This window comes from Dermacoccus sp. PAMC28757 (assembly GCF_014302635.1).
Classification (GTDB): Bacteria; Actinomycetota; Actinomycetes; order Actinomycetales; family Dermatophilaceae; genus Dermacoccus; species Dermacoccus abyssi.
The window spans coordinates 714865-734812 of record NZ_CP060292.1 but is presented as its reverse complement, the minus strand read 5'-3'; the positions used below and the strand labels follow the sequence as shown (position 1 = coordinate 734812).

At 65.5% G+C, this 19948-nt stretch carries 21 protein-coding genes, 2 pseudogenes and 1 other annotated feature; of the genes and pseudogenes, 10 read left to right on the top strand and 13 right to left on the bottom strand.

Annotation, left to right across the window (positions count from 1 at the left end):
* Positions 1-290: 290 nt before the first annotated feature.
* From H7F30_RS03540 to H7F30_RS03530, 3 genes are all read right to left on the bottom strand, one after another.
* The gene (locus tag H7F30_RS03540; RefSeq protein ID WP_187036755.1) at positions 291-1079 is read right to left on the bottom strand and encodes an SDR family NAD(P)-dependent oxidoreductase; all 789 of its coding nucleotides are present in this window, start codon (positions 1077-1079) and stop codon (positions 291-293) included.
* Positions 1080-1158: 79 nt separating this feature from the next.
* Positions 1159-2145 carry an IS481 family transposase gene (locus H7F30_RS03535; protein WP_187036753.1) on the bottom strand — a complete coding sequence of 329 codons (987 nt, stop codon included), beginning with the start codon at positions 2143-2145 and terminating at the stop codon, positions 1159-1161.
* Between the two features lie 79 nt (positions 2146-2224).
* Positions 2225-2620, bottom strand: a complete 396-nt coding sequence (locus H7F30_RS03530; protein ID WP_012832594.1) for a RidA family protein — start codon at positions 2618-2620, stop codon at positions 2225-2227.
* Between H7F30_RS03530 and H7F30_RS03525 the strand changes: the two genes are divergently transcribed.
* Positions 2610-3710, top strand: a complete 1101-nt coding sequence (locus H7F30_RS03525; protein ID WP_304511094.1) for a YafY family protein — start codon at positions 2610-2612, stop codon at positions 3708-3710. The two genes, H7F30_RS03530 and H7F30_RS03525, sit on opposite strands and share 11 nt — an antisense overlap.
* A 313-nt stretch (positions 3711-4023) precedes the next feature.
* Here the strand turns inward: H7F30_RS03525 and H7F30_RS03520 are convergent, their stop codons facing one another.
* Positions 4024-4428, bottom strand: a complete 405-nt coding sequence (locus H7F30_RS03520; protein WP_187036751.1) for a VOC family protein — start codon at positions 4426-4428, stop codon at positions 4024-4026.
* A gap of 75 nt (positions 4429-4503) precedes the next feature.
* On the opposite strand from H7F30_RS03520, the gene H7F30_RS03515 reads away from it, so the two are divergent.
* Positions 4504-5780 (top strand): IS3 family transposase gene (locus H7F30_RS03515; RefSeq protein WP_255464944.1). Its coding sequence is split into 2 segments (ribosomal slippage): positions 4504-4786 and positions 4786-5780, totalling 1278 coding nucleotides; the frame shifts between segments, so codons are not numbered across the junction.
* Positions 4785-4916: a sequence feature (AL1L pseudoknot), on the top strand. (Overlaps the previous gene by 132 nt.)
* Positions 5781-5854: 74 nt before the next feature.
* A pseudogene (locus H7F30_RS03510) lies at positions 5855-6787 on the top strand (transposase); the annotation flags it as partial.
* 6 nt (positions 6788-6793) lie between these two features.
* On the opposite strand, the gene H7F30_RS15085 reads toward H7F30_RS03510, so the two are convergent.
* The gene (locus tag H7F30_RS15085) at positions 6794-7279 is read right to left on the bottom strand and encodes a DUF1203 domain-containing protein (RefSeq protein ID WP_187036750.1); all 486 of its coding nucleotides are present in this window, start codon (positions 7277-7279) and stop codon (positions 6794-6796) included.
* Between the two features lie 492 nt (positions 7280-7771).
* Here H7F30_RS15085 and H7F30_RS03500 point away from each other — a divergent pair, with 492 nt between their 5' ends.
* The gene (locus H7F30_RS03500) at positions 7772-8914 is read left to right on the top strand and encodes an IS30 family transposase (protein ID WP_187036129.1); all 1143 of its coding nucleotides are present in this window, start codon (positions 7772-7774) and stop codon (positions 8912-8914) included.
* A 471-nt stretch (positions 8915-9385) separates the two neighbouring features.
* Here the strand turns inward: H7F30_RS03500 and H7F30_RS03495 are convergent, their stop codons facing one another.
* Entirely contained in the window at positions 9386-10084 is a 699-nt protein-coding gene (locus tag H7F30_RS03495) for a TetR/AcrR family transcriptional regulator (RefSeq protein WP_187036748.1), read from the bottom strand.
* Positions 10085-10194: 110 nt separating this feature from the next.
* On the opposite strand from H7F30_RS03495, the gene H7F30_RS15080 reads away from it, so the two are divergent.
* Positions 10195-11118 (top strand): NAD-dependent epimerase/dehydratase family protein, encoded by a 924-nt coding sequence (locus H7F30_RS15080; protein ID WP_187036746.1) that lies wholly within the window; start codon positions 10195-10197, stop codon positions 11116-11118.
* On the opposite strand, the gene H7F30_RS03485 is transcribed toward H7F30_RS15080, so the two are convergent.
* From H7F30_RS03485 to H7F30_RS03475, 3 genes are all read right to left on the bottom strand, one after another.
* Positions 11010-12074 (bottom strand): IS481 family transposase, encoded by a 1065-nt coding sequence (locus H7F30_RS03485; RefSeq protein WP_255464942.1) that lies wholly within the window; start codon positions 12072-12074, stop codon positions 11010-11012. The genes H7F30_RS15080 and H7F30_RS03485 overlap by 109 nt on opposite strands.
* A 63-nt stretch (positions 12075-12137) precedes the next feature.
* Positions 12138-12470, bottom strand: a complete 333-nt coding sequence (locus H7F30_RS03480) for a TfoX/Sxy family protein (RefSeq protein ID WP_187036743.1) — start codon at positions 12468-12470, stop codon at positions 12138-12140.
* On the bottom strand, positions 12467-12853 hold the full coding sequence (locus H7F30_RS03475; RefSeq protein ID WP_187036741.1) for a hypothetical protein: 387 nt from the start codon (positions 12851-12853) through the stop codon (positions 12467-12469). Before H7F30_RS03475 ends, H7F30_RS03480 begins: the two co-directional genes overlap by 4 nt.
* Positions 12854-12924: 71 nt before the next feature.
* Here H7F30_RS03475 and H7F30_RS03470 point away from each other — a divergent pair, with 71 nt between their 5' ends.
* A complete protein-coding gene (locus H7F30_RS03470) occupies positions 12925-13593 on the top strand; it encodes a helix-turn-helix domain-containing protein (RefSeq protein WP_255464941.1) in 669 nt (222 codons plus the stop codon).
* On the opposite strand, the gene H7F30_RS03465 is transcribed toward H7F30_RS03470, so the two are convergent.
* Entirely contained in the window at positions 13590-14141 is a 552-nt protein-coding gene (locus H7F30_RS03465; RefSeq protein ID WP_255464940.1) for a TetR/AcrR family transcriptional regulator, read from the bottom strand. The genes H7F30_RS03470 and H7F30_RS03465 overlap by 4 nt on opposite strands.
* A 223-nt stretch (positions 14142-14364) precedes the next feature.
* Here H7F30_RS03465 and H7F30_RS03460 point away from each other — a divergent pair, with 223 nt between their 5' ends.
* Entirely contained in the window at positions 14365-14616 is a 252-nt protein-coding gene (locus H7F30_RS03460) for a hypothetical protein (protein WP_187036731.1), read from the top strand.
* 460 nt (positions 14617-15076) lie between these two features.
* Here the strand turns inward: H7F30_RS03460 and H7F30_RS03455 are convergent, their stop codons facing one another.
* A complete protein-coding gene (locus H7F30_RS03455) occupies positions 15077-15490 on the bottom strand; it encodes a helix-turn-helix domain-containing protein (protein ID WP_187036729.1) in 414 nt (137 codons plus the stop codon).
* 93 nt (positions 15491-15583) lie between these two features.
* Between H7F30_RS03455 and H7F30_RS03450 the strand changes: the two genes are divergently transcribed.
* The 3 genes and pseudogenes from H7F30_RS03450 to H7F30_RS03440 form a co-directional block, all read left to right on the top strand.
* Complete coding sequence (locus H7F30_RS03450) at positions 15584-16162, top strand: dihydrofolate reductase family protein (RefSeq protein ID WP_187036727.1); 579 nt, start codon at positions 15584-15586, stop codon at positions 16160-16162.
* 11 nt (positions 16163-16173) lie between these two features.
* Entirely contained in the window at positions 16174-16713 is a 540-nt protein-coding gene (locus H7F30_RS03445) for a TIGR03086 family protein (RefSeq protein WP_187036725.1), read from the top strand.
* A 313-nt stretch (positions 16714-17026) separates the two neighbouring features.
* Positions 17027-17235, top strand: a pseudogene (locus H7F30_RS03440) (leucine zipper domain-containing protein); the annotation flags it as partial.
* 152 nt (positions 17236-17387) lie between these two features.
* Here the strand turns inward: H7F30_RS03440 and H7F30_RS03435 are convergent.
* Positions 17388-18098 carry a hypothetical protein gene (locus H7F30_RS03435; protein ID WP_187036723.1) on the bottom strand — a complete coding sequence of 237 codons (711 nt, stop codon included), beginning with the start codon at positions 18096-18098 and terminating at the stop codon, positions 17388-17390.
* 285 nt (positions 18099-18383) lie between these two features.
* Positions 18384-19691: an ISL3 family transposase gene (locus H7F30_RS03430; protein WP_074045819.1), complete on the bottom strand. Its 1308-nt coding sequence runs from the start codon at positions 19689-19691 to the stop codon at positions 18384-18386.
* Positions 19692-19948: the final 257 nt, after the last annotated feature.

The window sequence follows — 19948 nt, the reverse complement described above, 5'->3', positions numbered from 1 at the left end:
CCGCAGACCGGCAGAGTGTTCATCGGGAATCGGGTAGTTGATACCAATGGTGTACATCGCCTCCAGCGGGCCCAATCCCGAGGCATCGGTCTTGTCGAGATGCGCCGTACTTTGCACACGACACGCCTCGAACATTGCACAGCCGGGCCCGGAGCCACCCGCCTGCGCAAAGTCGACTCAGACCGGCTCTGGAAGCGTTCAGGCAACTCGTGCGATGAAAGCAGTCGGCTCGAACGGATCGTCTCCGTCGAAACGCCAGCTCCGTCGATCCGCGTATCTGATCGTTTCGGCTAGACGGCCTTGGAAGCGCCGGAGTCGATGACCACCTCCGCACCAACCAGTCCGGCCGTGACGGGTGAAACCAGGAAGGTGATGAGGGCGGCCACTTCTTCTGGCTCGACGAGGCGGCCGGTGGTCAGCCCGAACGCTGCAGGCATGGCTTCCATGAAGTCGCTATACGACGCGCCCATGGAGCTGGCCACTAGTGCGCCGAAACCTTCGGGGTCGCGCCACAGCCTCGTCCCCGCCGGCCCCGGGGAGACGGTGTTGATCCGGACTCCCTTCGGGCCGAACTCCTCGCTCAGGCGTTTGGTCAGCGCATTCAGCGCTGCCTTGGCCTCGCTGTAGCCGACCGGGCCGGTGGAGGGTATGGCGGCATTGATTGACGAGACGTTGACCATCGCACCGCGGCTGCTGATGAGGTGCGGCAACGTGGATCGGGCCATGCGGATGGCGGTGTAGAGGTTTCGTTCGACCAGGTCGGTCCACTGCTCGTCCGGGACGTCGAGGAATCCGGCAAGGATCTGGGGCCCAAAGTCGCCTGCGCCGACACAGTTCACGACGCCGTCGATCCCCGCGCCGAGATCGAGCGCAGCCTCGGTCACCACGGAGGCAGCGTCAGAGTCGGTGAGGTCGACGGGCACCACGACCCTGGCCACCTCGGCGAGCTCCGGAGTGGGCGTGCGGGTCGCGCCGACAACTCGGGCGCCTTCGGCGGCCATGGCCCGAGTTGTTGCGAGGCCGATGCCGCGTCCCGCCCCGGTGACGATCACGACCTTGTTCTGCAGCTGGAGGTCCATAGATCTTGCCTTCCTTCACCTTTTGGAATCGCAATTACACAACTTGGACGTGCATCCCCTGACCGGTCAGCGGTGCCGACTAGGTGTACCGCTCGGGGACGTTGGTCAATCGTGAGAACGGCGGCTGGTTGCCGCAGGCCGTGTGCGGACGGTGCTGGTTGTACTGGTGAATCCAATCGGCGAGGGCATCGCGTCGTTCCTGCTCGCTGCGGTAACAGCGAGCGTAGGCCCACCCGTCAGCCATGGTGCGGTGAAAGCGCTCAACCTTGCCGTTGGTCTGAGGACGGTACGGGCGCGTCCGCTTCGGCGTGATCGACAAGGCCTCGCAGGTATTGCGCCACAGATGCGAGCGGTACGCGCCGCCGTTGTCCGATAGCACGCGCTCGACGGTGACGCCGCGATTGGCGAACCAGTCGACTGCCCGGTGCAGGACGGCGACTGCGGTGATGGCAGTTTCGTCGTCGTGGACCTCGGTGTACGCGACGCGGGAGTGGTCGTCGATGACGGTGTGCACGAACGCGTACCCCAGCTTGGGGTTGTGCCACTTACTGCGGGGCTTGTCCGGGGTGGCGGAGCGGTTCTTTTCGCCTTGGCGGCGGCCGACATAACGCCAGCCGCCTCCGGCGGGGATGTTCCCGAGCTTCTTCACATCCACGTGCACGAGCGACCCGGGGTAGTCATGCTCGTAACGGCGGACAACTTCGCCTGTGGCGCGGTCTACGTATGCGAGCCGGTTCAGCCGGGCGGTCGTGAGGATTCGATGCACGGTGGACGGCGCGATGCCGAGCCTGCTCGCAAGTTGGACCGGCCCTTCGCGAAGTCGCAGGCGTAGGCTCACGCACCGCTTCGTCGTCGCCTTGCGCGTCTTGTGCGGCGAGGTCTTCGGCCGCGAGGACCGGTCGTGCATCGATTCGCCATTTGCGTAGCGATCTACCCACCGCTTCACTGTCGGCCAGGACACCTGGAAGCGAGCGGCGACCTCGCTGATCGGCCAGCCGTCATCTACGACCAGGCTAGCGACTTTGAAACGGTGGCGGGGAGTCAGAGCGGCATTTGCGTGGGACATGGGACTCCTTAGGACTCTCGGACGGTCAGCAGGGTTACCCTGCTGACCGTCCGAGATGAGATTCAAAAAGGGGGAAACGTTATGCGACAGCGGTTCCTTCGAGCTCGACCATCTGGCCGGGGATCGCCAGGCGGGTGACGCCGAGCATCGTGGTAGTCGGGGCGACTCCTGCCGCTCCGAGCTTCCCGGCGAGCACGCCGTAGTGCGGGAACATCGCGTCCACGTCGGTGGTGTAGACGTTGAGGCGGACCAGGTTCTCCATCGACATACCGGCCTCGGCGAGCACGGCCTCGAGGTTCGCCACGGCCAACGCGAGCTGGGCCTCGACGTCCCCGTCATGCTCGGGCCGACCATCCTTGCTCATCGCTGTCTGTCCCGAGATGTACAGCGTCCTTGTCTCCCCTGAGATGACTTCGCCTTGGTTGAAGCCCATCTCCTGCGACCAAGTCACCGGATTTACTGCCGTGCGTTCCATCGCTGCTCCGTTCATTCGTTCCGCAGCGCCCGGCCGCCCTATGGCCGCCGTCCTCGACGCTGCGCTACTAGCCTCCCAACGAATCACGACACCTTATGTCGTGTATTCTGGTAAAGATGGATGCATGCGAGCAGACCGACTGGTCTCGCTGGTGCTCCTGCTGCGCCAGCGAGGCCGAATAACCGCCGACGAGCTGGCGAGTGAGCTCGAAGTGTCCACGCGCACCGTGTTGCGCGACATCGACGCCCTCTCGACTGCGGGCGTCCCCGTTTACTCCAACCGTGGTCGACTCGGCGGCTATTCACTCCTTCCCGGCTTCCGCACCGAACTGATCGGGCTGAACCATGACGAGGCACTCGCGCTGCTCACCGCCGGATCATCCCGCGGCGAGAAGGTCTTCGGCCTCAGCGCACCGCTAGCCTCGGCGATGCGAAAGGTCGTCGACGCGCTGCCCGAGGGGCACCAGGTGAGTCTCGGCGATGCGGCCAAACGGTTCCTCGTGGAGCCGGAGACCGACCTTCTCTCTCGCCGTGCCCCCACCGAAGACCTGGCCGACGGCGTCATGAGCGAGGTCCGAGCCGCGGTGCTCACCGGCCGCCGGCTGCGATTCAACTACGCGGCACCTGGCAAAGCACCGAGTCGTCGAACCGTCGATCCGATTGGACTGGTCACCGTCCGCGGGCGCACCTACCTGCTGGCGACGAGGTCTGGAGACGATCGGACTTACCGTCTGTCTCGGATGCTCAGCGCCGAAGCGCTCCCCGAACCAGCGCAACGCCCCGCGCAGGTCGACCTCGACCGCATCTGGGCCGAGCGCACCGCACAGTTCCTCTCCGAGAACCACATCCCCGTCGTCGTCCGCATCAAGACCTCACGTCGTGAGGAACTGCTGGAGAATGCCAGCGCTGTCCGTGCCGAGGAACCGGAGCCGGATGATTGGATCCGCCTCGACGTGACCTTCGAAGACCTGCGCCACGCGGTGTGGGCAGTGTGGCGGCTTGATACGGACGCCGAAGTACTAGCGCCAGAATCCGTCCGCAATGCGATGTCCGTGCGTGCCGAAGCATTGACGGCACGATATCGATCCTGACGATCCGTACCGACTAACGTGTCCGGTCAGTACAACTAGCGGCCTTGCGAAGGCGACGAACCCAGCGAGCGAAACCTTGGGGGTCATCGGTCGAGTCCGTAGCTGCCAGACCGAAACCGTCCTCGTGCATGCCGGGTCCCCAGTCGCGGCGACACTCCCGCCAGGCGTCGTAGAGATCAGTCGTCGGCTCAACAAGATCAGGCACAACCCATTGTCGGCCATGGCGTAGCCCAAACGAAGGGTTCCGCACCTCCCAGAGACGTACCAGGAGCTCGACCCATAGTGTCGTCGCGGAAGCTGTGGCGCATAGGGGCTACCCCCACGTGCGGTGAGAAAGAACGAGCAGGTAGCCGTCCGGGTCAAGGATGGTCTGCCCATGCTCGTCCCAGTAGGGGTTGCGAGAGGCGACTCGCGTTCCGCCCGCAGCTTCTAATCGCTCAAGCTCTGTTGCGTTCAGTCTCGTCCCCCGGTAGATGACGAGGAGATCTTCGGGCCCAGGCGGGTTCACGCTCAACGCGTCGGCGTCATCGACCAGTTCGAGGTGCCACGACGCACCTGGGACGCCGAGCATGAGCAGCCGATGGCCACCCTCAGCCTCGGGTCCAGTACGCCACAGAACGTCCAGGCCGACACCGTCGGTCCAGAACTTCTCTGCCATCGCTAAGGATCGAGAAGGGCGAGCTATGCGGATCGGCAGGTTGGGGTTTATCAGATCCATGCCCTCGAGTCTGCCCCTACTCCCAGGTGAAGCGCCCTGGGTTTGGTTCCGTCCTTCCTGAAGGAGAATCGGACCATGCCCAAGAAGTACGACCAGGACTTGCGTGAGCATGCGGTGCGGATGGTGCTCGACAAGCGCGCCGCCGATGGATGCTCGCAGCGTGTCGCGATGGACGCTGTGGGAGCGTCGCTCGGGATAGCGCCGGCCACGATCCGTAACTGGATGCCCCGCCCCGGCGAAGAGCCAGCGGCGACTGGCGCGGCGAAGCCGCGTGAGTCGCTCGAGGAAGAGAACCGGCGCTTACGCCGCGAACTCGCCGAAACGAGGCGGGCGAACGAGATCTTGAAGAAGGCCTCGGCTTTTTTCGCAGCGGAACTCGACCGCCCCACGACGAGATGATCCGGTTCATCGACGAACACCGTGATCGTTTCGGGGTCGAGCCGATCTGTCGCGCCCTTCGCGCGACGGACTGTGGGTTCATTCCCCCGCAAGCGGGAGGTGCCCCCACCTCCCGTGGCTACCGCGCCGCGAAAGCCCGCCCTCGCTGCGCGCGAGCGATCCGTGACGACGTCCTTGTGGAGGAAGTGAAACGCCTCCACGCCCAGAATTACGGGGTGTACGGCCATCGCAAGATGTGGCACGCGATGCGCCGCGAGGGCTGGATGATCGGGCGTGATCAGACCGCGCGACTCATGAGAACGGCTGGGCTGCACGGTGTTCGCCGTGGGCGCCGCCCGTTCACGACCGTGCCGTCGAAGCTGCCCGACCACCGCCCGGATCTCGTGGAGCGCGACTTCCACGCGTTGGCGCCGAACATGTTGTGGGTAGCAGACATCACCTACGTGCGCACCGTTAGCGGGTTCGCGTACACGGCGTTCATCACGGATGCGTGCACGCGCAAGATCGTCGGCTGGTCGGTCGCGTCGTCGCTGTCGACGCAGGCGTTGCCGATGATCGCGTTGCAGCAGGCCATCGCGACGACGCCGGCGGCGCGTCAGGGTGGGCGGCTCGTGCACCACAGCGACCGCGGCGTCCAGTACGTCGGCCTGGCCTACACCGACACACTGGCCGAGCACGGCGTCGCGCCTTCGGTGGGGACAGTGGGCGATTCGTACGACAACGCCTTGGCTGAGACGGTCAACGGGTTGTACAAGGCCGAACTGATCTACTCACGCACGACATGGCCGTCGACATCGGCGGTCGAGTTGGCGACATTGGAGTGGGTGACCTGGTGGAACCACCAGCGCCTGCACGAAGCACTCGGCTACCGCACGCCGGTCGAGGTCGAAGCGTCCTACGATCAATCCGGCTCTTCACCGTTGCGGTGGGGAGTGAGGGGTTCGGCGGGTTGAGCGGCGGGTAGGGGTCGAGGTCCCCGAGGATCAGGAGCGACCAAGCTGCCCGATTCGTTCTCGAGGACCTCGACGTGTCTCACGCTACGGGGTGCGCCGACGCGCGCACGACCACCGATCCCTGCGCTCGCTGCGATCTTCTGTTCGGGCTCGATGGCGTTCGAGTCGAGCGGGTTGATCGCGACCCGATCACCATGCGGGTGACGGTCTCGACGCCCTGGCAGCTGGCGGGCTGCCCGGACTGCGGGGTCGTCGCGCTCAGCCGCGGCCGGCGGGTGCGGGTGCTGCGCGACGTGCCGCACGGCGACGTTCGGGTCCAGATCGTCTGGCGGCAACGACGTTGGCGCTGCGGCGAGGTCGAGTGCCCGCGGGGGACGTTCGCCGAGCAGGTCCCGACCCTGGTCGCCGCTCGCGGCGTCCTGACCCGCCGCGCGGTGTGGTGGGCGGTCGGGCAGCTGCGCCGCGAGCACGCCACGATCGCTGGGCTCGCCCGCCGGTTGGGGGTCGGCTGGGCGACGCTGTGGCGCGCGGTCAAGCCCGAGCTCGAATGTCTGGCCGGTGACCCGACCAGGTTCGCCGGTGTGACGTCCCTGGGGGTCGATGAGCACATCTGGCACCACGGTGACGTGCGTGAGCGCGGCCCGAAGGAGTTGACCGGGATGGTCGACCTGACCCGTGACCAGGCCGGACGCGTGCACGCCCGGCTCCTGGACTTGGTGCCCGGCCGCTCGAAGAAGGCCTACACCGACTGGCTGCTCGACCGCGGCGTCGACTTCCGCGCGCGGATCGAGGTCGCTGCCCTGGACCCGTTCGGTGGCTACAAGTCCGCGATCGACGCCGAGCTCGCCGACGCCACCGCCGTCCTGGACGCGTTCCACGTCGTCAAGCTCGGCACGCAGGTCGTCGACGAGGTACGCCGCCGAGTCCAGCAGGACACCACCGGGCACCGCGGCCGCAAGGGCGACCCCCTGTTCGGAATCCAGACCATCCTGCGCGCCGGCGCCGATTTCGCTCTATTCGCCAGCGAAAGTGTCGAACGCCTTGAAGTTGAAGCACTGCGACACCAGGTTGTGGACATGAACCTCCTCCACGCGGGGGTCCTGCAAGATCAAGCCGATACGGTGCTCCAGACCTTGCCCTGGCTCGACAAGCGCGTTGAGGTCGTAAACCTGGGTTCGAGTTCGTCCCGCATCGCGGCCGAAAGCCTTGACGACCTGGGCACGTGCTTCAAATTGATGCGGGAACCCCTCTGAAGGCCCAGGGCAGTTCTTGGTGTGAACGACGATAGGACCGGTCTCTCTGTAGGGGCTGACCCAGGGGAACGGCGAGTGCCCGACGATGGCGATCGCGTCGCCGGGCACCGAGTCGGATAGACAGCACCTCAACGGCCAACCGCCTTCTGCGTCTTGAAATCCTTCGATCGGAGCTCCGGCGTCGTCGACGCCCCGGGCGAGAAGTGCTTCCAGGTCGCGAGCTGTGATGCCTAGGTAGGTGATCATGCTCTGTAGTCGTACGAGCGAAGCGATGTGTGAGGTCCGTGGTGACCGCCGTCGCCATCGACAGTCCGTGGTAGCTCAAACGAACGGTTCTGCACCGCTTCGACAGTGACAGACTGGGACGGAAGATCGCACGGAGGTGGCAGGTGACGTTTCGAGAGTGGACCAAGGCGTACGGTGGCACCTACTCGACGGTTTTGCTTGTCGCGATGATGGTGTCGATTGTGGTGGCGAACGAGTACGCACAGGATTCCCTGTGGATGTACCTAGTCATCGGGCTACCACTGCTGCTCACGCTTCAGTTTGGGCTCAGCGTTATCGCTTGGCAGTTCACGGAGCACCGTCGGCGGGGCATGCCCGGTCAAGACTCGACCCATGAGGACTAGCTACTTGGGAGCCCTTGAATCCCGCCTCCGGCGCGCGTGACGGTGTAGCTCAAACGAAGGCGAGTTCAACCGGTCAACGCACCACCACCGATAGGGGATCGTGGGTGTCATGGCCGGGTTGTCGAACGAGCAGCAGGAGAACGTCTGGGCGTTGTGGGCGAAGGGTGAGTCGATCAGGCTCATCGCCCGCACGATCGGCGTCAGCCAAACCCCAGTCCGGACGCTGCTGCGCCGCCATGGCGGAGTGAAACCGCCGCCGCGCGCCCGGAACCGGCGGCACCTGTCGCTGAGTGAACGTGAAGAGATCTCCCGCGGCCTCGCCGCCGGCTTGTCGTGCCGTGTCATCGCCGCTCGGCTGGGACGGCATCACACGAGCATCAGCCGCGAAGTCGCCCGCCACGGCGGCCCCGGCACCTATCGCGCGGCCAGCGCTGACGCGGGCGCGTGGCGCAACGCGCGCCGCCCGAAACCCTCACGTCTTCACCGCGACCCGGCGCTGTCGAGCCTAGTCGCGGCGAAGCTGGAACGAGGGTGGTCACCCACCCAGATCGCCCACTGGCTACGGCGCGAACAGCAGGATTCGTTGTCGCACGAGTCGATCTACCACGCCCTGTACACCGGCCAGATCCGTGCGCCACGACAGGGAAGCCTCCTGCGATCAGGGCGATCCCTGCGCCATGCGCGCGTCGCGAAACCCCGACAACGCCGCGGCGTGTTGCGGAACATGACCTCCATCCACGATCGACCCGCCAGCGTCGAAGACCGGGCCGAAGTCGGCCATTGGGAAGGTGACCTCATCATGGGCCAGCGCCCATCAGCCGTGGCCACCCTCGTCGAACGCTCCACCCGCCTGGTGCGCGTCGTCGCCCTGCCAAACGGGTACAAGGCTGACGCCGTCAGGGACGCTCTCATCGAGAATCTCGCCGACATGCCGCCGCAGTTTCGTCGGTCGTTGACGTGGGATCGCGGCAGGGAAATGGCCTTCCACGACCAGGTGACGCACGCCCTGGGCATGCAAGTGTTCTTCTGTGACGCCCGTTCGCCATGGCAGCGCGGCACGAACGAAAACACGAACCGCCTGCTGCGTCAGTACCTCGCGAAGAACGCCGACCTACGCTCCTTCACCCAGACCGACCTCGACACCATCGCGACGCGCATCAACGAACGGCCCCGCAAGGTCCTCGGCTGGGCCTCATCCCACGACGCCTTCACCGATAGCCTGAACACCATCAATGGTGCGTTGACCGGTTGAACTCGCCAAGGTTTGTGCACCATCCACCCCGTGCCGTGGCATGCATCTGGGGTGGTTGGTGTGCATGCACACTCACCGCGAGTGGGGCGTGTACCCATCCCGGCACCAAACACGCCGACGGGACCACCGAGCGCCTATCGGGGACCCAGGCGCACAGCACCCTGCTCAACCTCGCCGGCTACACCGGCGCTGGCCTCGAGGACTGGCTACACCGCCACAGCACCGTTCCCACTCGCCTCGCTGAGTCCCGCTGGCCAACACGAGAGATATCCTCCTCATCTGATTGCCCCGGTGCTGCAGGCCGCTGCACAGGCCGACCCAGTCGTGGAGTCCTGGCTGCCGAACTACCACGGAATCGGTCTTGTCCACCTCGCTGCCGAGCAGCTACGCCAGAGGCTCGACTGCTGGAGCACTGCGCTGCTCGCAGGGCGGAACCTGTAGCGCACGCGAAGGTTGCACACTACGGCGCGGTCAGTCCCTCTGGGGTGAGAGAGGCCCGCCGAGGAGGTGTAGCTGCGCCTCGAGGATGCCTTGTCCGATCAAGGGGTTCGCCCGCGGCTCGGGGCCGAGTTGGCCGAAGACTTCCATGCTGATAGTCCCAACGATCGTGCACCACGCCTGCACGGCGAGGAGAGACTGCTCGGGGGATGCTGCCCGGTCGAGGTCGGCGCTACCGGCTTGGAGGAAAACGCGCAGTTCCCCTGACGGGGTAGACCCACCCCAATCAGCGCTACTCATGACGTCGAGTAGCTGCGCCATCACCCGCACGCCTGGCTCGGTCGTGACGTCAGCGGGAGCCTCATACCCCGGCACAGGCGCGCCATAAAGCAGACCCCATTGCTCAGGGTGGGCCATCGCCCAATCGCGCATCGTGAAGGCAAGGGTGCGCAAGCGGCTCTGCCACCCCTCACCCGCACGGGCGCGCAGGCTTTCCTCCACCACGTTACCCAGCTGGGTGTAGGCGTCAGCGACGAGCAGGGTCAACAGGGCGTCACGACTTTCGACGTACCGGTAGACGGCGGAGCTGACGACGCCGATCGAGCGCGCCACTTCGCGCAGCGACAAGGCGGCCGCCCCCCGTTGAACGAGTTGACGGCGCCCCGCCTCGAGAATCGCTGCCTTCATCGAGGCTCGTGCTTCGGCGCGTTTACCGGGGTGTTGCTGGGCCATTGACCCATCTTCGCACCAGTAAGGGAGAGCGCTGCTCTTGCTTTCATGGCGTGCAGTCGCCTACCTTTACCACAATAGAGAGCGGTGCTCTCGCTTTGGAGAGGTAGGTCATGAAACACGTCGTCATCGGAGCAGGGCAGATCGGATCGGCACTGACACGTGAACTCGCTGCGCGAGGGGAAGAGGTCGTGGTGATCCGGCGGTCCGAGACCCCTGTGGCAGGGGCGCGGGTCGTTGTGAACGATGTCCTCAACACTGATGTGTTGTCGGAAGAACTCGCATCGGCAGGGGCCGTCTACCACTGCATTCACGCCCCTTACGACCACCGCGCGTGGCGCAGGGACCTACCCCAACGCGAGGTAGCCGTCATGGACGCAGCGGCGCGTGCTGGGGTGCCTGTGGTTTTCCCGGAATCGGTCTACGCCTACGGTCACCAGGCGACCTCCCTCCATGAGGGAGTCGGCGTGGCACCGTGTACCCCACTTGGACACGTCCGCGCCGACCTCCTCGCTGCTCGAGCCCGTCACGAAGCGCGAACAGCGAGCGTCGTGGCCTCTGACTTGTTCGGGCCCACGGCGAACGAGGGGTCGGTAGCGACGTTGATGATCTTTCGCCCCCTGAGCCGCGGGCGACGGGCGTGGGTGCCAGCGAATCTCGGTGCGCCGCACTCCTGGACGTATCTACCCGACCTCGCGAAGGCCATGATCTACGCGGCAACCCACCAACCTGAACTCAGCGCCTCAATGAATGGCGCCAGCGATCTGGTCGTACACGCTCCGACTGCAGAACCTCGGTCATGTCGCCAGTTGGCAACGGATGCGGCGGCGCACTTGCACCAACCCGCGCGGATCGGCAGCATCCCCGTTTGGCCGCTGGCTGTCGCTGCCCGCTTCGATGCAACAGCACGCGAGGTACATGCGCAGCGCTATCTGTGGCGAGAACGGGCGGTGCTGCGCCCTGGGGCGCTCAGTGAGGCCGGGTTGGCCCCAACCCCGTGGCCCGTATCGCTCGAGGAATCCCTGAGCGCCCTATGAGGAAAAGCTAGCGGGAACCAGCCGCAAGCCGTGTGCGGGCGGTGCTGGTTGTACTGATGCAGCCAGTCCGGCAGGGCGTCGCGGCGTTCTTTCTCGCTGGTGTAGCACCGGGCGTAGGCCCACCCGTCGGCTATGGTCCGGTGGAACCGTTCGACCTTCCCGTTGGTCTGCGGCCGATACGGGCGCGTGCGCTTTGGGCTGATCGAAAGCGCCTCGCACGTGTCACGCCACAGATGCGAGCGGTAGGCGCCGCCGTTGTCCGACAAGACGCGCTCGATCGTGACGCCGCGTTCGGCGAACCAGTTGACGGCGCGGTGCAGGACTGCGACGGCAGTGACGGCGGTCTCGTCGTCGTGGACCTCGGTGTAGGCGACTCGGGAGTGGTCGTCGATGACGGTGTGGACGAAGGCGTAGCCGAGCTTGGGGTTGTGCCACTTGCTCTTGGGCTTGTTCGGTGTGGCGGCGCGGTTGCGTTCGCCTTGGCGGCGGCCGACGTACCGCCAGCCTCCGCCGTCGGGGATATTCCCGAGCTTCTTCACGTCCACGTGCACCAACGACCCAGGGTGGGGGTGCTCGTACCGACGGATCGGCTCGCCAGTGGCCCGGTCGACGTAGCAGAGGCGGTTGAGGCGGGCCGCCGTGAGGATGCGATGCACGGTGGAGGGTGCGATGTGTAGCCGGGCTGCGAGCTGAACCGGCCCCTCCCGCAACCGCATTCGCAGGCTGACGCACCGTTTCGTCACCGCCGGCCCGGTCTTGTTCGGGGACGTCTTTGGGCGCGACGACCGATCGTGCATGGGCTCACCGGTGAGGTAGCGGTCGACCCAGCGCTTCACCGTCGGCCAGGACACCTGAAACCGGGCCGCGACTTCACTGATCGGCCAGCCGTCCTCGATGACGAGACGGGCGACCTTGAGGCGATGACGCGGGGTTAGCGCAGCATTGGGATGACTCAAGATTCCTCCTGACATAGATCGGTGGCCGGTCGCTGACCCGACCGGCCACCGTGGGGGGACGTGCTACTTGGCGCCCTGCGAGGCGTGGAAGGCCAGAGCGGGCGCGAGCCAGGTGTCGAGCCCAGGGCCTTCGAGCGCGGACGGGGCGACGCTGATCCAGCCGTCACCCATCGTGCGGTCCGCTCCCATGAGCGCGCGGCGAGAACCAGTGCGGCTGAGCAGGTCTGCCGCGTCTTCGGGATCGATGCGCAGCAAGAGTTCCCCCTCGCGGCGCGCAGCGGCGACCATGCGGCCGTCCACCATGAAGGACACGCCACCGAACATCGGTACCTCACGAGGGCTGCGATCGCGCAGAGCCTGACGCACCCGTTCGACGAGATCCTGCTGAAGCGTCATCGGCCGCCCTTCTCGAGGTACTCGGGGCCGTTGTAATGCAGGTTCAGGGACGTGATGACCCCGTCGTCCAAGGTGAAGAACTCCGCGAAGGTCATGGGGCCGCCGGGCATGGTCGCCGTGTACAGCACTGCCGAGCCACTGGGAGCGTGCACGTCCTGGACGACATCGATCCGTGTGACCGTCGCGATGAATCCGGCAACCCCATGCAGGAAGCCGTCAGTGGCATCGGGGCGGTGGCCGGCAAGCGGGCCGGTGAAGTCGAGGTGGTCACTCAGGAGCGGCCGAAGGGTGGCCCCGTCCTGGTAAGCGTCGGTGCCGGATTCAAGGATCCGGTAGTAGTCCCTGAGGACCTGCGGGGCGTCGGACGACAGGACGGCGGGCATGACTCTCCCTTGGTGTGACAATGTGCTTGAAACTTTCAAGTAGTCACTTGAGAAAGTCAAGGGGTTTTTCGGTGAGGTCCTATGGACAGTTGTGCTCGATCGCCCGCGCCCTGGATGTGGTCGGCGACCGTTGGACTCTTCTGATCGTGCGCGAGCTGTTGATCCTGGGGCCATCGCGCTTCGGAGAGATACAGCGCGGCCTGCCGGGGATCGCGACGAACCTTCTCACGCAGCGCCTGCGCGACCTTGAGGCGAACGGGGTGGTCATACGCGAACCGGCCCCGAGCGCAACGGGCGCCCCGATATACCGGCTCACCGAGCGCGGAATGGCCCTGGACGGAGTGTTGCGCGAACTCTTGAAGTGGGGCGCACCCACGGTTCCACAGGCCCCGCCCGAGGCGATCTTCCAGATGCACTGGCTCAGTCAGCCGGCCCGATTCCTGCTGAAGGACCACCGGCCGAGCGAACCAGCAGCCATCATCCGCTTCGGCACCCTCGACGACGGCTTCGACCTCACCGCAGCGAAGGGAACCGTGGCGGTTCGGCCCTGCGCAAGCGATACGAAGCCCAACGTCGGCGTCATCGGGCCAGGCCCCGTCCTAGTCGCGCTCCTGCAAGGAGCCATCCCCCTGGAGCTCGCACTCACCAATGGTGTTCGCATCGACGGCGATGCCAGCGCACTGACCCGAGTCCTGCCGCCCGCCCCCGACTCAATCAACGTCCCCGGTCAGTACAACTAGGCGAGGATCGTCAGAGCGGAGTCGATGACGCGGTACAGCGTCGCGCGATCATGAAGGACGCCCATGACTCGCAACCCGGCCAGCGTCGTGGCCAAGTGCTCGGCGATCACCTCCGAGTCCTTGTCCGAGGCGACTCGCCCCTTGTCCGAGGCGACATCGCCCTCGACTTGGCCTCGGCGGATGCGGTCCGCGATCCACTGGATCGAGGCGTCCTGCATCTTCTTCAGTCGTGCGGCCAGATCTGGGTCGGCGCCGGCTAACTCCACGATCGTGTTCCCAATCAGACATCCCCGGCGCTGCCCTTGGGCCAGATCGTCGTCCACCACGGCGCGGAAAGCCGCACGGATGCACTCAAGCGTCGTGCCCGGCTGCTCGAGCAAAGAATGCGCCATCGCGTCCACCTGCGTCTGGTACAGGTCAAGGCAGAGATCGAACAGCTCCCTCTTGCTGTGAAACGCGTTGTACAGACTGCTCGTCCCGACGCCCGTGGCCTCGGCCAGCTGGGCCGGTGTAGTCGCCGCATACCCATGCGTCCAGAACGTCTCCATGGCACGGTTGAGCACAACCTCGTCGTCGAACTGCCGAGGACGTCCCATAAGAGCACTGCAGCTCAATTTTGGAATCAAAATCCCAGTAAGGCTGATGCGCTGAAGAACCTCGGGCTCGAACGACTATTGACCACGCCGCCTACCTTCTGCCAGGCGTCGACCTCATCGTCGAGCGGGCCCGGATCAGCCGCATTGGCCCGCGCGACCCACAATGAGCCCTATCGTGGCCGACATGACCCTCTCAGCCGCGGTCGCCGCTCAACTCTGCGCCGAACGTGTTGGAGCACGCATGCCCTTCGAAACGCTCGAGGTGCTCGCAGAGATACGCGCCGACGAGTTGCGCGCGTTCGAGGGTGGGCAGCTGGAGCCGACCCTTGAGCAACTGCAACAGATCGCGGCCGTGCACGGTCAGAAGCTCTCAACGTTCATCGCAGCCTGCGAAACTCGGTGCCTCACGGATCCCATGACTGACTAGTTGATACGGGAGGGCGTGTCGGTCAAGGGCCGCTTTTTGGGTATGGCTCGCCGCGCGCCACTGTACTTCTCCATTCGCATGTCGACCTTTGTCGCCGACATCGTCACCGGTCTGATTGAAGGTCGCCGGCGCGCGTGGCGAACGAGGTCGGCGTGAACCAGGCGGCCCTCGTACCCTTGTTGACCGGGTGGCCCTCGACGCGGGCTCAGTTATGGCCCAAGCGTCCGGGTTTGCCGTCGACGGTTCTTGGTGACGGCGGCCGCAGCGCGCGCAAGCCCCATGATTGCTTGAGGCTGGTGCGGAAGGTGGGGCCCCGCAGGCCGTCAGTTATCCAAGCGCCACCCTCGCCCCCGATGTGGCACGCCACCTACTGGCCGTGTCCACAACCTAAGAGTGGCGCACTGCGCCTGCCTCCGATGGCCAGTCTGGGATTCCCGCCCCGTCGGGGCGGCACCCCACCTTAGTCCAGGTGGCCCTGTCGCAACTCGTCCATGAAGGCGTTGATCTTGTCCTGGTCCCCGCACCAACCGTCGAAGCGAGGCTCAGTGGTGGACGTGGTGGGGTCGATCAGGCCCCCGACCCTGGCCAGTTCGAACAGGAGTGGGACCAGTTGAATACCTGCTTCTGTGAGGGAGTACCGCCCCTGAACGCCGCGCGGAGCGGGCTCCTTGGTCAGCAGCCCGACTTCGACGAGATGGGTCAGGCGGCGCGACAGCATCGGAGGGCTGATACCTTCCCGCGACCCTGTCAGAAGTTCACGGAAGCTGCGGTGGTCGCAAAATGCGATGTCCCGAATGATCACCAAGCTCCAGTTGTCCCCGAGGAGTTCTACCCCCCGGTTGATCGGACAGTCTGAACGACGTTGCGCCGTCACCGCTCACCTCCAAGCCGGTTGCCTATTGATACTACTATCGCTACGGTCGAGTGGTATCAATCGTTAACCACTAGGGGCATCATGGCTCGGCGGGTGATCGCCAACATCGTTCTCACCCTTGACGGCCGCATCAGCGGGCCCGACGGCCCGTACGACATGCGGCACATCGCACCGCACGGCGCGAGTCCACAGGGCCGCGCCGCCCTGTCCATGATGACCAGGGCCACCACGGCCATCTTGGGTCGCGTGAATTACGAGGGCTTCCAGGGGTACTGGCCGGCGGTAGCCGCTGACCCCACCGCCGATCCACGAGACCGCGAGTTCGCCCGATGGCTCAACAGCGTGGAGAAGCTTGTCTTCACCCACCAGGCTGGGCCTCTCGCCTGGTCGTCATCGATCGCGGTCGCTAGCGCGCCTGTCGAGGTGGTGCGCACGTTGCGCAAGCACGGCACCGGTGACATCAGGGTCCTCAGCAGCGCGTCGCTGATCACCGAACTCCTCGCCGGCGACGAGATCGATGTCCTAGAGATCACCTTCGCACCAGTCATTGCCGGCGAAGGCCGTCAACTGTTCACCCGGCCGCTTCCCGCGACCGAGTGGGCCTTATCCCGGCCGCCGGTCATCACCGACACCGACGCCATCCAAGCCCGCTATACCCGCACCCGCCGATAGGAGCACCGAACATGACCACTCCAGCTGACCGCCACCGTGACTTCGCGGCCACCTTCCAGCACGTTGTGGACGAGACCACCGACTGGGACGCGCCCAGCCCTGTGAAGGAGTGGTCCGCACGAGACATCGTTGACCACCTCCTCGACTGGCTCCCGCCCGTCCTGTCAGCCTGGGCAGACGTCGATCTCCCCGACGCCCAGGGGGACTCCCCCAGCCAGAGATGGGCCCATCGCACTGCCGCTGTCCAAGCCCTTCTCGATGACCCCGATCTCAGTGGTCGCCCCGTCCAAGACGGCCCCTTCGACGGCCAGCCCCTGGCCTTGGTCATCGACCGCATCTACACGGCCGACATCTATATGCACACGTGGGACCTCGCCCGAGCGAACCACACCCCCGTCACCCTCGACCCCGCCTACGCCCAGGAAGCTCTGGACGGCATGCGACCCATCGAGAACATCCTGCGTGAGTCTGGGCAGTACGGGGCGCCCGTCTCCACCGACAGCGCCGACCCCGTTGATCAGTTGATGGCCTTCATCGGCCGCCACCCCTGACGATGGCGGATTCGGGACGACTTGTCACCTAGTCAGCACGCCGCGCCGATGAGCGACGAGGAGGGCCCGCCAGCGACTGAGACCCTCCTCGCACGCACGTAGACCCGCTGATCATCGCAGTACTGGCGCTTGGTAAACGACGGTCTACTGGCCCGACTGCGAGTTTTTGCGAAGCCCCACAAGTACTCTCTCGACGCGGTTGCAAGATTGACTTGCTGGAATGTCGGAGATCCCCTCCCTCATCCCGCCCCGATCAGGCGCCGCCCGGAGCCCACCCCGGCGGGGTGGGCTCCTTTCATAATCGAGGACCCCCATGTCACATTCCACCGCTGCCCTCACCCTCGTTACCGGCTCAGGGTGGCCCGTCTTGTCGTCGACGACGGGTGGCCAATCAGTGAGGACGCTGCCCGGTTCCAGGTCTCTTGGCCGGCCGTGAAGCGATGGGGCGACCGCTACCGTGCCGGCGAGTCGATGCAGGATCGATCCTCGCCACCGCGGAGCTCACCGAACAAGGCGACTAGACCCACTGACGCCTACTTGCGCGCCGGGGCACCTTGAGAACGCGCACAAGCAACTCGAACAGGCGCAGCACACCGTCGCGTTGCGGACGAACTGCTCCTCGGACCCCTCGCGGCGTCGACACCTCCGGGGGAACCGCTCGGCCCCTTCTCCGATTACGCGGGTGGTAACAGGGTGTACTGAAACCCGACCATGTCTATGATCTTTGCCCGGGTCAGCGTTCGACCCGTCGGCTTCAGAGTGTCGAAGTCCAACGTGTACGTGGTCGAGGCGAGTTCGTCGATGACAGTCTGGTGCTCGATGTAGAAGTCCGACAGCAGACCCAGTGATCGAGCGCTGAAGGTGTTGAACGCGCTTTCGTCTTTGGACTCAGCAAAGAGATGACGGAAGGTCTTCTGGAAGTACGTGTCGTAGGCCGGGACACACGCCCACACGCCGAGCATCACCTTAGTGACCAACGTGGTGGCCGTACGGCCCCCCGGCAACAACGCGGCACTCAGATCGGCGTAACACCCCTGAAGCAGGGAGAGGGTCTCTTCCTCATGCCACCGGTTCGCGTCGATACCCCGCATGCGCGGGTTGTACTGTTCGATGACTTCGATCGCGCCCTTGTAGTGGCTGGCATTGGTGTGCTTGAACAACCAGGACGAGCCACGCAGCATCCCCCAGCTGGCGAGGTAGTAGCCCAGCTGCATGCAGCTGGCCTGCATGTCCTCGGTGGGGTGGTCGAACTCCGAGAAGTAGTTGTAGGCGAAGTCAAAACTGTGCTCACGGGCATGGGAGTAATCGTCCTCCCCCACCGCGCCCGGGCGTCCCAGGAAATGCTCCACACACCGACGAATCTCGTCGTCACTGACCGCCTGCATAGCCACACCATAGCGTCGGACCAAAACGTCCGGGATCGGTAGAAGCGGCAATCCTTCCCCTGCGCACCCCATAAGCCATATGGACACGACTGCGGCATCTGTCGACGGCTCCGGCAAGAGGTCTCGAGGTCGATGCCGATCCTGTCCTGGCGCCGTGCCACCGCCAGAGGGCCGCTCGTCTCGATTCAGATGCGGCATGCTGGCCGCAGTGCACCGGCATCGAGCGGAATCAAAGGTCAAACTCCAGACAGAACCCTCGTACCGAGCCTAAACTCAACTGGCTCTTCACAGATGAGGGTGTAGTTGGGGTCTGAATCCCCCGGCTTCCAGGAGTGCTCGGGCGATGTAGTGGGTGAGGTTGCGGAAGCCGAGGGCGAGCCCGCGTAGGTGCTCAAGGCGTCCGTTCACGGCTTCGGTGGGTCCGTTGCTGGTGCGCGGCCGGTCGAAGTAGGCCAGGACGTCACAGACGCGTCTGGCCAGGGTGCGGCCCAGCTTGCGCAGCTCGACCAACGCCGTGGGCACACCATCGGCGAGGGCGTCGATCACGGAGCTCATCTCGACGCGGCCGACGCTCCGGTCGTGGTGACGGTAGGCGGAGATCATGCGCTGATAGATCCCCCAGGTGCACTCGACCTGGATGTGGCGTTCGTCGGCGAAGAGCGACTCGAGGCGCTCGTGTTGGCGGCCGGTGACCAGGTCGGCACCGGTGTGCAGAGTCCGCCGCGCGGTGTAGAGCGGGTCGCCCTTGCGTCCGCGGTGTCCGTGGAGCTCTTGCTGGACCCGGCGGCGGCAATCGTCGAGGGCGTCGCCGGCCAGGCGGACCACGTGGAAGGGGTCCATCACGCAGACGGCGTCCGGCAGCTCTTCGGTGGTGGCGGTCTTGAACCCGAAGAAGCCATCCATCGCGACGACCTCGATACCCCTCCGCCAGGCTTGGTCCCGCTCGGCGAGCCAGTCCTGGAACGCCTTCTTCGAACGGCCATCGAGCATCGCCAGCAGGCGGGAGGGGCCGGTGCCGTCGCGCACCGGGGTGAGGTCGATGATCACAGTGACGTACTTGTCGCCCTTCCTCGTGTGCCGCCAGACATGCTCGTCGACCCCGACCACGCGGACGCCGTCCAAGCGGGACGGGTTATCGATCAGCAGGCGTTGACCTTCGGCCAGAACAGCGTCGTTGGCGGTATTCCACGACACCGCGAGTCCTTCGGCGACGCGGGCCATGGACAGGTGCTGGACCACGATCGCGACCAGGCCCCAACGCAGCCCGGCGCGGGAGATCTTCGCCCGCGGCTCGGCCGCGGCGGTGGTGTCCTGACGCCACACGTGAGCGCACTCGGCACACCGGTACCGGCGCACGGTGACCAGCAAGGTCGTGGGGCGCCACCCGAACGGCTCGTGCGCCAGCTCCCGGGTCACGGTGTCCCGGGATACCCCTCGGCAGCCACACCGGCGGCACCAGTCGTCCGGTTCGACGACCCGGCAGGCCAGCACCGCACGATCCGGCTCGAGAAGTTGCCCGGTGATCTCCAGGCCAAGGTCGTCAACGCGCGTGAAGGTGGTCAGGTCAGGGCACGTGAAGGTAGCGTCAGGCAACGTCGAGGTCTTTCGGATGGCTGCGTGTAGGAACCTCCATCTTCGGAAGACCTCGACACCTACCTCCGGACCGACGCGCCAGCGCCGACTACACCCTCATCTGTGAAGAGCCACTCAACTCCGCGAACCCGACGACGAACGCGGCCTCTGACAGGGCCTGTTGACGCGATCTGACTGGCCAGTCGCGCGTTGCCGCCAGGCCGACCCCCGAACGTGGAGAGGCTTGCCGCGACCTCGATGGCCCACAGCGTAAACCT

Bases quoted from the DNA above. Each gene is read 5' to 3' on its own strand.
- H7F30_RS03480 (WP_187036743.1), bottom strand. From the start codon at position 12,470: ATGACGCTTCAGCAGGATCTCGTCGAACGGGTGCGTCAGGCTCTGCGC.
- H7F30_RS03500 (WP_187036129.1), top strand. From the start codon at position 7,772: ATGGCCGGGTTGTCGAACGAGCAGCAGGAGAACGTCTGGGCGTTGTGG.
- H7F30_RS03445 (WP_187036725.1), top strand. From the start codon at position 16,174: ATGACCACTCCAGCTGACCGCCACCGTGACTTCGCGGCCACCTTCCAG.
- H7F30_RS15085 (WP_187036750.1), bottom strand. From the start codon at position 7,279: ATGATCACCTACCTAGGCATCACAGCTCGCGACCTGGAAGCACTTCTC.
- H7F30_RS03475 (WP_187036741.1), bottom strand. From the start codon at position 12,853: ATGCCCGCCGTCCTGTCGTCCGACGCCCCGCAGGTCCTCAGGGACTAC.
- H7F30_RS03495 (WP_187036748.1), bottom strand. From the start codon at position 10,084: ATGGCCCAGCAACACCCCGGTAAACGCGCCGAAGCACGAGCCTCGATG.
- H7F30_RS03530 (WP_012832594.1), bottom strand. From the start codon at position 2,620: ATGGAACGCACGGCAGTAAATCCGGTGACTTGGTCGCAGGAGATGGGC.
- H7F30_RS03465 (WP_255464940.1), bottom strand. From the start codon at position 14,141: ATGGAGACGTTCTGGACGCATGGGTATGCGGCGACTACACCGGCCCAG.
- H7F30_RS03520 (WP_187036751.1), bottom strand. From the start codon at position 4,428: ATGGATCTGATAAACCCCAACCTGCCGATCCGCATAGCTCGCCCTTCT.
- H7F30_RS15080 (WP_187036746.1), top strand. From the start codon at position 10,195: ATGAAACACGTCGTCATCGGAGCAGGGCAGATCGGATCGGCACTGACA.
- H7F30_RS03535 (WP_187036753.1), bottom strand. From the start codon at position 2,145: ATGTCCCACGCAAATGCCGCTCTGACTCCCCGCCACCGTTTCAAAGTC.
- H7F30_RS03540 (WP_187036755.1), bottom strand. From the start codon at position 1,079: ATGGACCTCCAGCTGCAGAACAAGGTCGTGATCGTCACCGGGGCGGGA.
- H7F30_RS03435 (WP_187036723.1), bottom strand. From the start codon at position 18,098: ATGCAGGCGGTCAGTGACGACGAGATTCGTCGGTGTGTGGAGCATTTC.